Here is a 12877-nt window from a genome sequence, read left to right as displayed (position 1 = left end):
CTGCTCAACGACCCGCCGGGTTCGTCGAAGCCCCCTCGCCAAGCATTATCTGCATATAGACGCTGTCCAGCCAGCGACCCGCCTTCCAGCCCATGGCGGGGAGGCGGCCGACCTGCTCGAACCCCAGCGCCGCGTGCAGCGCGATGGAGGCGGGTTCGCCGCCGCCGATCACCGCCACCATTTGCCTGAAGCCATGGTTCGTGGCGGCAATCAGCAGGGCCGCCAGAAGCGCGCCGCCAATCCCACGGCGTGCATGATCCACGGAAACATAAATGCTGTCCTCACAGGCATAGGCATAAGCCGGCCGATCGCGAAACTGGGTTGCATAAGCATAGCCCAGCACAATCCCATCCTCGCAGGCCACCAGATAGGGCCAGCCCTTCTCCGTGATATGCGCGATTTTCTCGCGCGTGGCTTCGGTCGATGGCGGGATCGTCTCATAGGTCGCGGTGCCGTGCAGAACATGATGGGCGTAAATCGCGGCGATCGCCGCCGCATCATCGAGCCGGGCCGCGCGAAGGGCGATCGTCATTGCCGCGTCGCTTCCACGATCTCGCCATCCTCCTTGATGAACAGCGAGTGCTGCGGCGCGGGCAGCAGGTCGAGCACCGCCTCCGACGGGCGACAAAGACCGACGCCGAGCGGAGAAACCACCATTGGCCGGTTGATGAGGATCGGATGCGCCATCATGGCATCGATGAGCGCCTCGCTGCCCAGCGCTGGATCGTCCAGGCCCAACTCGGCGAAGGGCGTACCCTTCTCACGCAACAGCGCGCGCGGTGCGATCCCCATGCGCTCGATCAGTGACGACAGCATCGCCCTTGACGGCGGGGTCTTCAGATACTCGATGACGTGCGGCTCGATCCCGGCGTTGCGGATCATCGCCAGCGTGTTGCGCGACGTCCCGCATTCGGGGTTGTGATAGATTATGATGTCCTGAACCATGATGACCTCAGCAGCAGGGAGTAAGCTCGGCGATCAATGGCGCGCACAGTGCCGCGTCGCCGCCGCAGCAGTCCTTGACGAGGAACAGCGCGAGCTCCTTCACCTGGTCGAGATCGGCGCGATAGTTGATGACGCGGCTGCGCCGTTCCGAGCGGACCAGCCCGGCGCGCGCGAGCGTCGCCAGATGCACCGACAGGGTGTTCTGCGGAACGCCCAGCGCCCTGGCGACCTCGCCAGCGGGCAGACCGGCGGGCTCATGCCGGACGAGCAAGCGGAATGCGTCGAGGCGAGTGCTCTGCGCAAGCGCAGCCAGGGCGGCGATGGCCGAATCGTTTTCCATATATCCACATTGGTAGATATATAGGATGATTGCAACGATGATTACCTGCTCGCGCTCAAGCACGGGCGACCGCCTTGGCGTCTCTCGTTTTTCGCTGGGACCGGCTGAAAGTGGCGTTTTGCTGCTGTCTGTCAGCGCCCGGGCCGCCGCACGCGAGCGCGCGGCGGAATGGCCTCGGTTTGCGGCGAGATTCTATTCGGCCACGTCGATCGGGGTGGTGGCGATAATCGTTGGGCGGGCTGCCGCCAGATCGCGGGCCGCCAGGCCGAAGGCCTTGAAGTGATCCGACCCCATGTGCGACTGCGCCGCGGCCTGATCGGCATAGAGTTCGTTGAACACGTAACGGCGCTCGCCTTCGGTTTCACGCCACAGGTCATAATGGAGCACGCCCGGCTCGCGCCGTGATGCCGCAACACAGATGCTGGCGGCGGCTTCGAACGCCTTTTCTTCCCCCGCCTTCACGGTGACGAACGCGATCACTTTTACAGACATGCACACTCTCCATTTTCGTTGCCGTCCGATGTGGCCTCGCATCTGAAGACAAGCAAGTCCGTGTATTTCGGGACACAATACTAAATTATCTGCGGATTTTCTAGATCCAGCCATACGCAAGGAGGCTGGACCACCGCATTGGAGAACAGCGCGAATGCCAAAGCGGAAATGCTCGCCAGTTGCGATCCCGACATCGTCCCGCCGCTGCTGCTGACACGGGCCCGCGATGTCGGCAGTGTCTGTGCGGCGGTTCTCCCGCGCGAGGGTTGTTTTGGGCTGGGTTGATCCGCCGCGTCCCGCCCTCCCTGAGTCTATCGAAGGGCGGTTCTGCCTTTCCTCGATCACGGCATTACCGATCCGCGTCCGTGAGACATGATGCGGAAAAGCGATAATATAGGAATATAAACTTTACAGCTAAGCTTCATATAATTATATATGGCCCATGGCTATTCCACCCGATGACCGGCCGACCGACCGCGCAGCAGTGCTGGCGCAGGACATCCGGGCGCTGGCCGGCAAGCTCAAGCGGCGTTTGCGGGAGCAGGGTAATGTTGGCGACCTGACTCCGTCGCAAACGGCTGTGCTGCTTGGCCTGGAAAAGAGCGGCCCCGCGACAACGTCCGAACTGGCTCGGGCGGAGGCGATGCGGCCGCAATCGATGGGCACGGTCATCGCCGCGCTGGAAAGCGCCGGCTTGGTGCAGGGCACGCCCGACCCGGATGACGGGCGGAAGACGATCGTGTCGCTGACCGACTCTTGCCGGCAATGGATCAGCGAAGGCCGCGCGGCGCGACAGGACTGGCTGCTGCGCATGATCCAGTCTCGCCTTTCGCCTCAGGAGCAGGAGGAGCTCGCGACAGCCATCCCCCTGCTCCAGCGCCTTGTCGAGGACTGACCCCCGCTCCCCGCCCGAAAGGATTAAGCAATGGCGCTCACCGCGCTCGATCCGATTACCGCCCTCGTCATCATCGACTTGCAGAAAGGCATTGTCGCGTATCCGACGGCGCACCCGATCGACGGCGTGATCGAACGCAGCGGCGCGCTGGCGGACGCATTTCGTGCCCGCAATCTGCCGGTCGTGCTGGTCAACGTCACCGGCGGCGCGCCGGGGCGCACTGAACGGCCGCGGCTCGACATGAGCGCATTGCCCGCCGATTTCGCGGAACTTGTGCCCCAACTCGACCGGCAGCCGGACGATATTGTCGTGACCAAGCGGACCTGGGGCGCGTTTGCCGGCACGGACCTGGAGGCGCGGTTGAAAGCATTGGGCGTCACGCAGGTGGTCGTCACCGGCGTTGCCACTGGGACCGGTGTCGAGGCAACCGCGCGTCAAGCGTATGAGCAGGGCTTCAATGTGACGCTCGCGACGGATGCGATGACGGACATGCGTCCGGAAGCGCATGACTATAGCATCCGCAACGTGTTCCCGCGGCTGGGCGAGACCGGTTTGGCCGCTGACATTATCGCCCTGCTGGAAAGGCGCGCCTGATGCCCTGGCTTCACCTTCTGGCCTATTTCTGGGGCGGCGCCTTCCTGGCGAACGCGATCCCGCACTTCGTCAGCGGGACGATGGGGCGCCCGTTCCAGAGCCCCTTCGCCACGCCGCGGGGGGAAGGTCTGTCCTCGTCGACCGTGAACCTGTTATGGGGTTTCGCCAATCTCGTCGCTTGCTACCTGCTGGTTTGCCGCATCGGCAACTTCGACCTGCGGATCACCGAACATGCCGTGGCGCTGGGGCTGGGCATGCTGGCGCTCGGCCTGTTTTGCGCCCGGCACTTCGGCCGTTTCAATGGCGGCAATACACCAGAGCATTTGTGAGCATTCCGGCGAAGGGCATGTTCCGTTCGCTGCGCGGGTTCAATTACCGGGTCTGGGTCGGCGGAGCCTTCGTCTCCAATGTCGGCACCTGGGTGCAGCGCACGGCGCAGGACTGGCTGGTGTTGACCGTGCTCACGCATCACAGCGCGGGCGCGGTGGGCATCGTCATGGCGCTCCAATTCGGACCGCAGCTTCTTTTTCTGCCCTGGACCGGATTCGCCGCCGACCATCTCGACCAGCGCAAGCTGCTGATCGCCACGCAAGCCGCGATGGGGGCGCTCGCTCTGGTGCTCGGCGTGCTCACCGTGAGCGGCGCGGTACAGCTCTGGCATGTCTATGTCTTTGCGTTCCTGTTCGGCAGCGCGGCGGCGTTCGACGCGCCCGTGCGGCAGGTCTTCGTCGCGCAGCTGGTCGGCGACGCGGACCTCGCCAACGCGGTCGCGCTCAATTCGACGTCCTTCAATGCCGCCCGTATGATCGGGCCGGCAATATCAGGCCTCGTCATCGCCGCCGTCGGCACCGGCTGGGCCTTTCTGATCAACGGCGTTTCCTTCATCGCGGTGCTGATCTCGCTCGCGACGCTGCGCACCGCCGAACTGCACCCGCACCCCCGGGCGCAGCGCATGAGAGGGAGCTTCACTCAGGGCTTCCGCTACGTCTGGTCGCGCGGCGATCTCAAGGCGATCCTGTTCATGCTTTTCCTGATCGGCACCTTTGGGCTGAATTTTCCGATCTTCATCTCCACCATGGCGGTCGGCGTGTTCCATGCGGATGCTCGCGCCTATGGTCTGCTGTCGTCGATCATGGCGATCGGCACGGTGACCGGCGCGTTGCTCAGCGCCGGGCGCCAGCGCCCCGGATTCCCGGCGTTGCTGGCCGGAGCCGGGATCTTCGGGGTCGGCTGCACGCTGGCCGCGGTCGCCCCAGGCTATTGGTTCTTCGCCGCCGCGTTGGTCGTGATCGGCGTGGCAGCCCTTACGTTCACCAACACCACCAATAGCGTGATGCAGCTTTCCACTGAACCTGCCATGCGCGGACGCGTGATGGCGCTGCGCATCGGCATTGCACTGGGGGGAACACCGATCGGCGCGCCGATCGTGGGCTGGGTCGCCGACCATTTGGGCCCCCGTTGGGCCCTTGGCGTCGGGGCAGCGTCGGGCTTCGCGGCGGCGACCGTCGCCATCATATTCCTGGCGAGAAACCGGCGTCAGCACGCGGCATCGAGCGAGCCCCGCTGACTCGCACACACCCCGCGCTCAAAGCCGATTCAATCCTCCCGATCCTTCTGACACCATCGTTCAGGACAGGCTTCCGCACAGGCGCCTGCCGCGCTCTTTCACATGACTGGAAAATGCTGGACATTCCCGACCCGCTGTTCCGGCGGAAGCGGCGCTGATCGCATGCTGTTATGTGCTGTTTTCCATGCTGTTATTCATAACAGCATCCATGGGTATCAAGTTATTGGGAAGTCAGACAAAATTCAGCGCTGAAATCCAACTTAACAGCATCGAAAAAAGTTGACCGAAATAACAGCGAAAAACAGCAGCGAGTGTTGGCGTTTTCGCCGCGCTCCCGGGGGCCGGCCGGGCGACGGGAAGCGGGCTTTCCCGCCACCTGTTCCAGCCCAAAAAACAGAAAAAATCGCCACCTGTTATCGACCTGTTTCTCATTTGTTATTCAATAACAGGTGATGCGGGGCCAAGGATTGGAAAAGCAGCGAAATTCCGCGTCGAGAATCCAACTTAACAGGCTGAGAAAAATTGCCGCCGACATAACAGGTAAAACAGGTGCAAGAGCCCGGGCGCAACCCTCCGTCTCGCCTTCCACGCCCACTCGGCCCTCACGTCGCGAAACACCACCGTCCCCGGCCCGCGCCCTTGGCGGCGTAGAGCGCTTGGTCGGCCTGGGTCATCATCTCGCGCAACGTGGCGGCGCGGCCGCCGGAGCAGGAGACGCCGACACTCGCGCCGACAAAGGCCTGCAATCCCGTGAGCTGGAAGGCGGATCCCAGCTCGGTGACGATCCGTTCGGCCACCGCCTCGGCCTCGGCATGGTCCGCGTCGAACAGGATCACGCCGAATTCGTCGCCGCCGACCCGCGCGACATGATCGCCGTCGCGCACCTGCAACGGCAATCTCTTGCCCACTTCGCACAGCACCAGGTCACCGGCGGTATGGCCCAGCCCGTCATTGATGCGCTTGAAATTGTCCAGGTCGATCAGCAACAGGCTGACCGGTGCCGGCCCGATCGGCGTGGCCAGCATCTCCTCGAAGCCGCGGCGATTATACAATCCGGTCAGATGATCGCGCACCACCAGCTCGCGCAGCTTGGCATTGGCTTCCTGCAGCTCCAGGCCGACGCGGCGACGTTCGCTCAGATCGACGATCTCGGAGATGAACTGGATCGGCGTGCCGTCTTCCTCGCGCACCACCGTCGCGCTCAGCAGCACATGCAGCACCGCGCCGTCGCGGCACAGATAGCGCTTCTCCATCTGGTAGGAATCGCGCTCGCCCCGCATCACGCCTTCGAACAGGTGCAAATCCGCCGCAATGTCGTGCGGGTGCGTGAAGTCGGAGAAATGCATGCCGACCATCTCGCCGGTCCTATAGCCGAGCATGGTGGCGAACGAGGTGTTCACTTCGATGCACAGCCCGGCCACGCTGATGATCGCCTTGCCGATCGCCGCGGCGTGGAAACTGGCCCGGAACATCTGCCGGCTGGTGCGAAGCTCCCGCTCCAGCCTGCCGATCCCGCGCATGACGCCCATCATATTCCCGCTGTTGGGGCACTGGCCCGGTGACTATCCCGCCATCATGGTAACCCGGTTCGGTTAATGATTGTTTGCTACGGCGTCGGCGGGCATGGCACGGCGCTGATGGCCGGGATGGGGGCGCTGGGCCCGAAGGGAGCGGCATGGAACGGGAAATCGCCCGCACGCGCTGCATGACGGAGGATCATTCGATCGTCACGGTGATCGAGTATCAGCATGTCGCCGCGCCCGTGCCCGGCGCGGCCGCCCGCCATTATCCCGGCGCCCGCCGCCTGGCGCTCGCGAGCGGGGCGGCGGTGCGCTACATCGATGCGCGGACGTTCGAGGTGATCGATGGCGGGGAGCTGCTGCGCCGGATCGACTGAGCCCAATCCGGCGCGCTTGCTCAGGGAAGATCAGCGCCGCACCAGCACGATGATGTACAGCAGCGCGGAGAGTGTCGAGGCGATCGTGCGGACATGATTCCACTGCACCCAGTCGTGCAGATAGGTTCGCCACATCGCCACGATCTCGGTCGGCGGCGCGGCGGCGAGCTGGTCGTTCAGCGGCACGTTGACCATCGCCGTCACGCCGAAACAGCCGATCACATAGAAAAGGCTGGCGGCCAGGATGAGCTTCGAGTCGAATGCCGAAAAGGAGAAGAGCGACCAGCCGGCCAGGCCGAGGCACAACAGGGTCGCGCCCATGAACAGGATCATGAACGGTGCCATGACCGCGGTCACGCTGATCGCGTTCATGGCGTTGGCGCCCTGCTCCGGCGGGATGCGGCCAAGGCCCGCCATCACGAAGGAGGAAAAGGCGTAGAACACGCCCGCATTGAGCGCGGTGGCGATGGCTGCGCCGATCAGCAGCGTCGACGGGATGGTCTTCATCACTTGGCCTCCCACGCGCCGGTTGTCGCGGTGCGCGCGACATAATCGGCGAAATTGCCCGGCGCGCGGCCCAGCGCTTGCCGCACCCCGTCGGCGACCGGAAGGTTGCGCCCGTCGAGCACGGTGGAGAAGAGGTAGATCACCAGCTCGATGATCTCCGGCGGCAGCTGCGCATCGATCAGGCCCTGCTTGTACGCCGCCATCGGCACGCTGTGATAGCCGATCTCATGGCCCCGGGCCTGTGCGATCTGCGCGATGGCGTCGGCGAAGCTGATCGCTTCCGGCCCGGTGACTTCATAGAGCTGGCCGCGATGGCGGGTGGTGGTCAGCGCCGCGACCGCGATCTCGGCAATGTCTTCGACATCGACGAACGGCTCGGGCGACAGGCTGTCGGGTAGCGCGATCGCGCCGGCCAGTATCTCGTCGAGGAAGAAATTCTCGCTGAAATTCTGGAAGAACCAGCTTGCACGAATGATCGTCCAGTCGAGCGATGTGGCTTGCAGCGCGCGTTCGGCGTCGAGCGCCTCGGGCTCGCCGCGGCCGGAAAGCAGCACGATATTGGTCACGCCGGCCGCTGCGGCCGCGTTGTAAAAGGCGGTGATCGTCTCGACCGCGCCGGGCACGCAGAGGTCGGGCTGATAGGAGGCATAGACCGCCGACACGCCGTCCAGCGCGGCGGCCCAGCTGGTGTTGTCGTCCCAGTCGAACGCCGGTGTTGCCGCGCGCGATCCGATGCGCACCTGATGTCCCGCCTCCCACAGCCGTGCCGCGACCCGCGCGCCCGTCTTGCCATTGCCGCCCAGCACGAGAATGGGGCTGGCTTCCGTCGTCTGTTTTCCGGTTGTCATGATCCACTCCTACGATTAACATGAGCATTGCTCACATAAAAGGTGATATACACTCACATTTTAGAGTGTCAACGGCCGGAGTTCGAAAAATGACCATCGTGGAACCCATCGCCCCGGATCGCCTTGACGAGGAAGCGCCGGCGGCGCGGCGCAAGCCGATGCAACAGCGCAGCCGCGACCGGCTCGAGCGCATTCTGGGCGCCGCGTCCGAACTCATCGTGCGCACCGGCAGCGATCAGGTGAAAATGAATGAGGTCGCCGCGCTGGCGGGCATCTCGATCGGCTCGCTCTATCAATATTTCCCGGAGAAGAGCGCGCTGATCCGCACCCTGGCCGAACGCTACAATGCCGCCAGCCGGCTGTGCATCGAGCAGGCGCTGGCGCCGGTCGCGACGCTCGACGAACTGGTCGGCGCTTATGCCGGGCTGCTCGACCTTTATTATGAGATCGTCATGGCCGAACCGGTGATGCGCGACATCTGGTCGGGGATGCAGGCGGACAAGCAGCTGATGGCGCTGCAACTTACCGAAAGCCGGGTGTGCGGGGCGCTGTTGTCGGCGGCGATGCAGCGGGTCCATCCGACGATCGACCCGGCGCGGCTCGACGTCGCGGCGTTCCTGATCTGGGAACTGGGCGAAGCGACGATCCGCCTGGCGATCTCGGTCGAGTCGGACGAGGGCAGGGCGCTGGTCGACAAGTTCAAGCGCATGACCGTGCAGGAGATCGCCGCGCCCTCGGCTTAGAGGCTGGGCCAACAGAATCCGTTCGCCCTGAGCTTGTCGAAGCCTGTCCTGAGCGCTTGCCTTGGCAGGCAGTCGAAGGGGGCCGTTCTTCTTCTCTGGCGAGGAAGAAGGAAAGACGATGCTTCGACAAGCTCAGCACGAGCGGTGGAGAGCGCGGCGCTGCGATCGTAACGATCGTCACCGATCTGGCCCTATCGTCTGGAGCGTCGCCATTCCGCGGCTATAGTGGCGGCGCGACTCCGCCCGCTGCGAGAGTCGGGCCGGAGTCGGGTAAAACCCCGAGGGGAGCATCGATGTCGAACGTCGCGGGCAAGGCCTATGGCATGAACGTCGTCACGCCGATGCGACCGGGCAGGACGTGGATCAACCGCTTCATCTTCATGCTGGCCCGCGCCATGCCGGGGACATTGTCGGGGCTGCTTGGCCTGTCGCTGATTCACTTCGCGCGCTGGGTGATGATAAAGCGCGACCAATGGCCCGAACGCGGCCAGGGGCAGCAGATTCTGCGGAATGACTATATGCTGTTCTGCAGCAATTTTAACGGCACCTGGGACCAGTATATCGACGCGTTCGCCGACGGCATTCCCGGCGGGCTCGACACTTTCTGGTACTCCAGCACCAAATATCCCAACTCGATCCCGATCACCCCGTTCAAGAATTACATCCGCGCCAATCAGGTCGACACCAATTATTATTACAACGCGACCCCGGGCAGCGCGCAGCGCGACATCAAGCTTGCCCTGGCGCTGAAGGCGGCGCTGCTGCGCGTCGATGCGGCGGGTGACGATGCGGCGCTTGCCGCCGCATATGCCGCGGTGCTGCTCGAGGTGCAGGGCGGGCTCGGCGTGCCGGGCTATGCCCCGGTGGCGAGTTGCGACACCAGTGCGGCGGACCGCCATCGCAGCGAAGCGGTGCGCGAGCGCTGGGGACCGAAGGGCGATGGGCCGCCGCCCGCGCTGCACGTGCTGCACGGCATCGCGCCCGAGGTGATCGCCGCGACCGCCGGCGATCCGGCGCCCCCAATGGTTGGCGCCGCCTCGATCACGGCCCCCTCGATCACTGCCGCCGAACCGCATGGCCTCGATCCCGAACAGGAGATCGCCGCGGTGCGCGCGGCGGTGAAGCAAATGGTCAAGGGTCCGTCGCGCATTGACGAAGCGCCGCCGCTGATGCCGGTCGAGGTCGCGCCCACGCCGCCCGACGCCGAACGGGAGAAGCCCGATGCCTGATCTCGACGGCGGCCATTATTTCTTCACCGGCATCGTCCCGGTCAACAACACTGGCATCGTCCAGCATGAGGCGATGAAGAGCTCGCCGATCCATATGGTGCGCGAAGCGCTGGAGACGTTGCCGACCGCACTGCAGTCGCAGGCATCGGAGAAGATCGGCATCCAGAGCCCGTTCGCCCGCTCGCTGCGCACGCATTTCGCGCGCATCGTGGTGCTCGACGATCCCTTCTATAATGGCCGTGACCATGCCGACGCGCTGGTCTCGGCGATCCGCGGTACCGATTTGCTGAAAGCGCAGCCGGTCGATTCACTCGCCTGCCCCTATCTGCTGGTGATGATCGACTTCGATCCGGCCGATGCTGAGGGCAAGGGCGAACCGCGCGGCTATTTCGAGGAACTCTGGCGGCTGATGCCGGTCGAGCTGACCGCGGTGTTCCGCTATTGCTACGGCTTCGACGCCGTGACCGATGCGGCGAGCTTCGCTGGCTTCATCCTCGCCTGCCAGGTCGAAACGACGATGCCGTTCAACGATTATTGGGTCGGCGCGCCGCAGCTGCCTTCACTGTCCAAGGGCGTGCTCGCCGCGATCCCGATCCTCGGGCTGGCGGTGCCGTTGCTGCTGGCCTGGTGCTGGCATTGGTCGTGGTGGCAGGGTTTGCTGCTCGGCATTGGCGGCGCGCTGCTCGGCTTGCTGATCGATTACTGGCTGGTGATGCGGCGCGGCGGCAAGTCCTTCCCGGCAGCGCCCAATTCGACGCTGCGCGACGTGCTCAAGGCGCTCTATCTGCAACAGGCCTTCACGCGTTTCGCCGCCGAACGGCAAGGCGCCGACCCCGCCACGCTCGGCCCGGCTTTCCGCGCCTTCCTCGCCGCGCATCGCCCCGGCGATCTCGACGCGCCGACTCAGCCGCCCGGTGTGATCCGCAGCCATTTCCCGAAAGGCGCCGCATGACCGCGCTCGACCTTGCCGACATCCAGGGCGGCATCCTGCGCGCTTATGGGCAAAGCTTCCCCAAGGCGCGCTACTTCTTCCTGACGATCCGTAATGCCGCCAAGGGGCGGCAGTTCGTCGAGCAATTGCGCCCACGCATCACCACTGCCGCGCGGTGGAAGGATCCCAATCGCGGCGAAGCGCTGCTGCGCACGCGCAACCCGCGCGTCAAGGACGTGGTCCGGGCCGAGGGCGTGCCGGACTATCCCGGTGAGGTGCAGCTGATCAAACCGAAGGTCACGCTCAACATCGCCTTCACGTTCTTCGGTCTTGCCGCGCTCGAGGTGCCGACCCGCACGCTGCGCGCTATGCCCGACGAATTCATCGACGGCATGGAACGGCGCGCCTCGATCCTTGGCGACGATCCGTTCCTCGACCGTCGCGACGCGGTGTGGCGCAAGTCGCAAGGGAAAGACCGCGTCCATCTGTTCGTGTCGATGAATGCCGGCATGAACTCCGACGGCACACCGATCGCCGCGCTGGAGGAGGAGACGCGCTGGCTGCAGCAGCTTTGCGCCGATTCGAAGGGCGGCGTGGTGCTGCTGCCCGGGACCGGGCCCGACGAAGCGCTGTGGCAGGATCTGTCGGCGGTGCTGCGCAAGGATAATGGCGCGCTCTGGCCGACCAACAAGGAACATTTCGGCCTGTCCGACGGCTTTGGCGACCCGGTGTTCGCGGGGCAATTGTCGGGTGAGGCGGAACGGCTGCGCATGATCGGCGGCGGCAAGATCCTGCCCGACCAGAGCTGGGCGCCGCTCGCGCCCGGTGAATTCCTGCTTGGCTATCCCGATGAAGCGCAGGAGATTCCGGGCGCGGCGATGCCGATCGAATTCAGCCGCAACGGCACTTTCATGGCCTATCGCAAGCTGCACGAGAATGTCGCCAGCTTCGCGACTTATATCGACCAGGCGGGCGAGCGTTATGCGGGGCTGTTCGGCATCGCCGATCCGAACGAGGCGCGCGAAACGGTCAAGGCCAAGATGGTGGGGCGGTGGAGCGACGGCGTGCCGCTGATGGCGGCGCCGACCTTTGCCGACTGGCAGGCGTTCCAGGCCGAGCTCGCCGCTGCCCATGCCGCCGGGGACAAGCCGAAACTGGCGCAGCTCGCGCTCAAATATACTGACTTCACGTACCGGCCCGACCCGGCCGGCGCGACCTGCCCGGTGACTTCGCATTTGCGCCGCGCCAATCCGCGCGACATGCTCGACCCCAATTTCACCTCACCCAATCCGAAAAGCTGGGACGGGTCGGCACTGGTCAATCGTCGCCGTATCCTGCGCCGCGGCCTGCCTTATGGCCATGTCGATCCCGCCGCGCCCAATGATGCCGGTGAACAGGGGATCATCTTCATGGCGATCTGCTCCAGCCTGTTCCGCCAGTTCGAATTCGTCCAGCAGCAATGGATGCAATATGGGCTCGATTTCAACGCGGGCAGCGACACGTGTCCGATCGTCGGCAATCATGATGAACAGGCCAAGCTGGTCATCGCCACCGACCCGGCGACCGGGCGCCAGCCCTTTCTGTGCGACCATATCCCGCAACTGGTCGAATCGCGCGGCGGGGATTATTTCTTCATCCCCAGCATGACCGCGCTGCGCATGATCGGCATGGGCATCATCGACCCGACTTGAGAGGGTGCTCTTTCTCGTGTTGAATGAGTCCATTTTCTTCCGTTCGCCCTGAGCTTGTCGAAGCCTGTCCTGAGCGCCTGCCTTGGCAGGCAGTCGAAGGGGGCCGTTCTTCTTCTGCGGCTAGAAAAAACAGGGCTTCGACAGGCTCAGCCCGAACGGGGAGAGGTGGCTCCTCCCAATCCAATTCGCTCCGGCAAC

Annotated in this window: 16 protein-coding genes; 9 read left to right on the top strand and 7 right to left on the bottom strand. The window is 64.5% G+C overall.

Annotated elements, in window-relative coordinates:
• Window positions 1–4 precede the first annotated feature (4 nt).
• The 4 genes from OO12_RS22715 to OO12_RS28745 all read right to left on the bottom strand — a co-directional run bounded on the left by OO12_RS22715 (window position 5) and on the right by OO12_RS28745 (window position 1777).
• Window positions 5–532, bottom strand: coding sequence for a GNAT family N-acetyltransferase (locus OO12_RS22715; RefSeq protein WP_034161043.1), 528 nt, complete (start codon window positions 530–532; stop codon window positions 5–7).
• A complete protein-coding gene (gene arsC, locus OO12_RS22710) occupies window positions 529–945 on the bottom strand; it encodes an arsenate reductase (glutaredoxin) (RefSeq protein ID WP_034161042.1) in 417 nt (138 codons plus the stop codon). Before arsC ends, OO12_RS22715 begins: the two co-directional genes overlap by 4 nt.
• A gap of 7 nt (window positions 946–952) precedes the next feature.
• A complete protein-coding gene (locus OO12_RS22705) occupies window positions 953–1285 on the bottom strand; it encodes an ArsR/SmtB family transcription factor (protein ID WP_034161041.1) in 333 nt (110 codons plus the stop codon).
• A gap of 192 nt (window positions 1286–1477) precedes the next feature.
• Window positions 1478–1777, bottom strand: a complete 300-nt coding sequence (locus OO12_RS28745; protein WP_034161040.1) for a putative quinol monooxygenase — start codon at window positions 1775–1777, stop codon at window positions 1478–1480.
• A gap of 442 nt (window positions 1778–2219) precedes the next feature.
• Between OO12_RS28745 and OO12_RS22695 the strand changes: the two genes are divergently transcribed.
• Genes OO12_RS22695 through OO12_RS22680 form a run of 4 tightly spaced genes read left to right on the top strand, consistent with a single transcriptional unit; the run spans window position 2220 to window position 4833 of the window.
• Window positions 2220–2672 (top strand): MarR family winged helix-turn-helix transcriptional regulator, encoded by a 453-nt coding sequence (locus tag OO12_RS22695; protein ID WP_034161039.1) that lies wholly within the window; start codon window positions 2220–2222, stop codon window positions 2670–2672.
• 30 nt (window positions 2673–2702) lie between these two features.
• The gene (locus OO12_RS22690; RefSeq protein WP_034161038.1) at window positions 2703–3266 is read left to right on the top strand and encodes an isochorismatase family protein; all 564 of its coding nucleotides are present in this window, start codon (window positions 2703–2705) and stop codon (window positions 3264–3266) included.
• A complete protein-coding gene (locus tag OO12_RS22685) occupies window positions 3266–3595 on the top strand; it encodes a hypothetical protein (protein WP_034161037.1) in 330 nt (109 codons plus the stop codon). The genes OO12_RS22690 and OO12_RS22685 overlap by 1 nt, the downstream gene beginning before the upstream one ends.
• On the top strand, window positions 3592–4833 hold the full coding sequence (locus OO12_RS22680; protein ID WP_034161036.1) for an MFS transporter: 1242 nt from the start codon (window positions 3592–3594) through the stop codon (window positions 4831–4833). Before OO12_RS22685 ends, OO12_RS22680 begins: the two co-directional genes overlap by 4 nt.
• 602 nt (window positions 4834–5435) lie before the next feature.
• Here OO12_RS22680 and OO12_RS22675 read toward each other — a convergent pair.
• Window positions 5436–6353 (bottom strand): GGDEF domain-containing protein, encoded by a 918-nt coding sequence (locus OO12_RS22675; RefSeq protein WP_235364972.1) that lies wholly within the window; start codon window positions 6351–6353, stop codon window positions 5436–5438.
• Window positions 6354–6508: 155 nt separating this feature from the next.
• On the opposite strand from OO12_RS22675, the gene OO12_RS22670 reads away from it, so the two are divergent.
• Complete coding sequence (locus OO12_RS22670; RefSeq protein WP_034161035.1) at window positions 6509–6730, top strand: hypothetical protein; 222 nt, start codon at window positions 6509–6511, stop codon at window positions 6728–6730.
• 30 nt (window positions 6731–6760) lie between these two features.
• Here the strand turns inward: OO12_RS22670 and OO12_RS22665 are convergent, their stop codons facing one another.
• Together OO12_RS22665 and OO12_RS22660 are read right to left on the bottom strand one after the other, a co-directional pair.
• On the bottom strand, window positions 6761–7237 hold the full coding sequence (locus OO12_RS22665) for an anthrone oxygenase family protein (RefSeq protein ID WP_034161094.1): 477 nt from the start codon (window positions 7235–7237) through the stop codon (window positions 6761–6763).
• Window positions 7237–8085: an SDR family oxidoreductase gene (locus tag OO12_RS22660; protein ID WP_034161034.1), complete on the bottom strand. Its 849-nt coding sequence runs from the start codon at window positions 8083–8085 to the stop codon at window positions 7237–7239. The genes OO12_RS22665 and OO12_RS22660 overlap by 1 nt, the downstream gene beginning before the upstream one ends.
• Before the next feature lie 89 nt (window positions 8086–8174).
• Here OO12_RS22660 and OO12_RS22655 point away from each other — a divergent pair, with 89 nt between their 5' ends.
• The 4 genes from OO12_RS22655 (at window position 8175) to OO12_RS22640 (ending at window position 12679) form a co-directional block, all read left to right on the top strand.
• Window positions 8175–8828 carry a TetR/AcrR family transcriptional regulator gene (locus OO12_RS22655; protein WP_034161033.1) on the top strand — a complete coding sequence of 218 codons (654 nt, stop codon included), beginning with the start codon at window positions 8175–8177 and terminating at the stop codon, window positions 8826–8828.
• A 293-nt stretch (window positions 8829–9121) separates the two neighbouring features.
• Window positions 9122–10057, top strand: a complete 936-nt coding sequence (locus OO12_RS22650; RefSeq protein ID WP_235364971.1) for a hypothetical protein — start codon at window positions 9122–9124, stop codon at window positions 10055–10057.
• Complete coding sequence (locus OO12_RS22645; protein WP_034161032.1) at window positions 10050–11009, top strand: hypothetical protein; 960 nt, start codon at window positions 10050–10052, stop codon at window positions 11007–11009. The genes OO12_RS22650 and OO12_RS22645 overlap by 8 nt, the downstream gene beginning before the upstream one ends.
• Window positions 11006–12679, top strand: coding sequence for a Dyp-type peroxidase (locus tag OO12_RS22640; RefSeq protein WP_034161031.1), 1674 nt, complete (start codon window positions 11006–11008; stop codon window positions 12677–12679). Before OO12_RS22645 ends, OO12_RS22640 begins: the two co-directional genes overlap by 4 nt.
• Window positions 12680–12877 lie beyond the last annotated feature (198 nt).

This window comes from Sphingomonas sp. ERG5 (assembly GCF_000803065.1).
Taxonomy (GTDB): domain Bacteria; phylum Pseudomonadota; class Alphaproteobacteria; order Sphingomonadales; family Sphingomonadaceae; genus Sphingomonas.
Note: the sequence above shows the minus strand (reverse complement) of the source record. Positions and strands in the feature narration are given on the sequence as shown.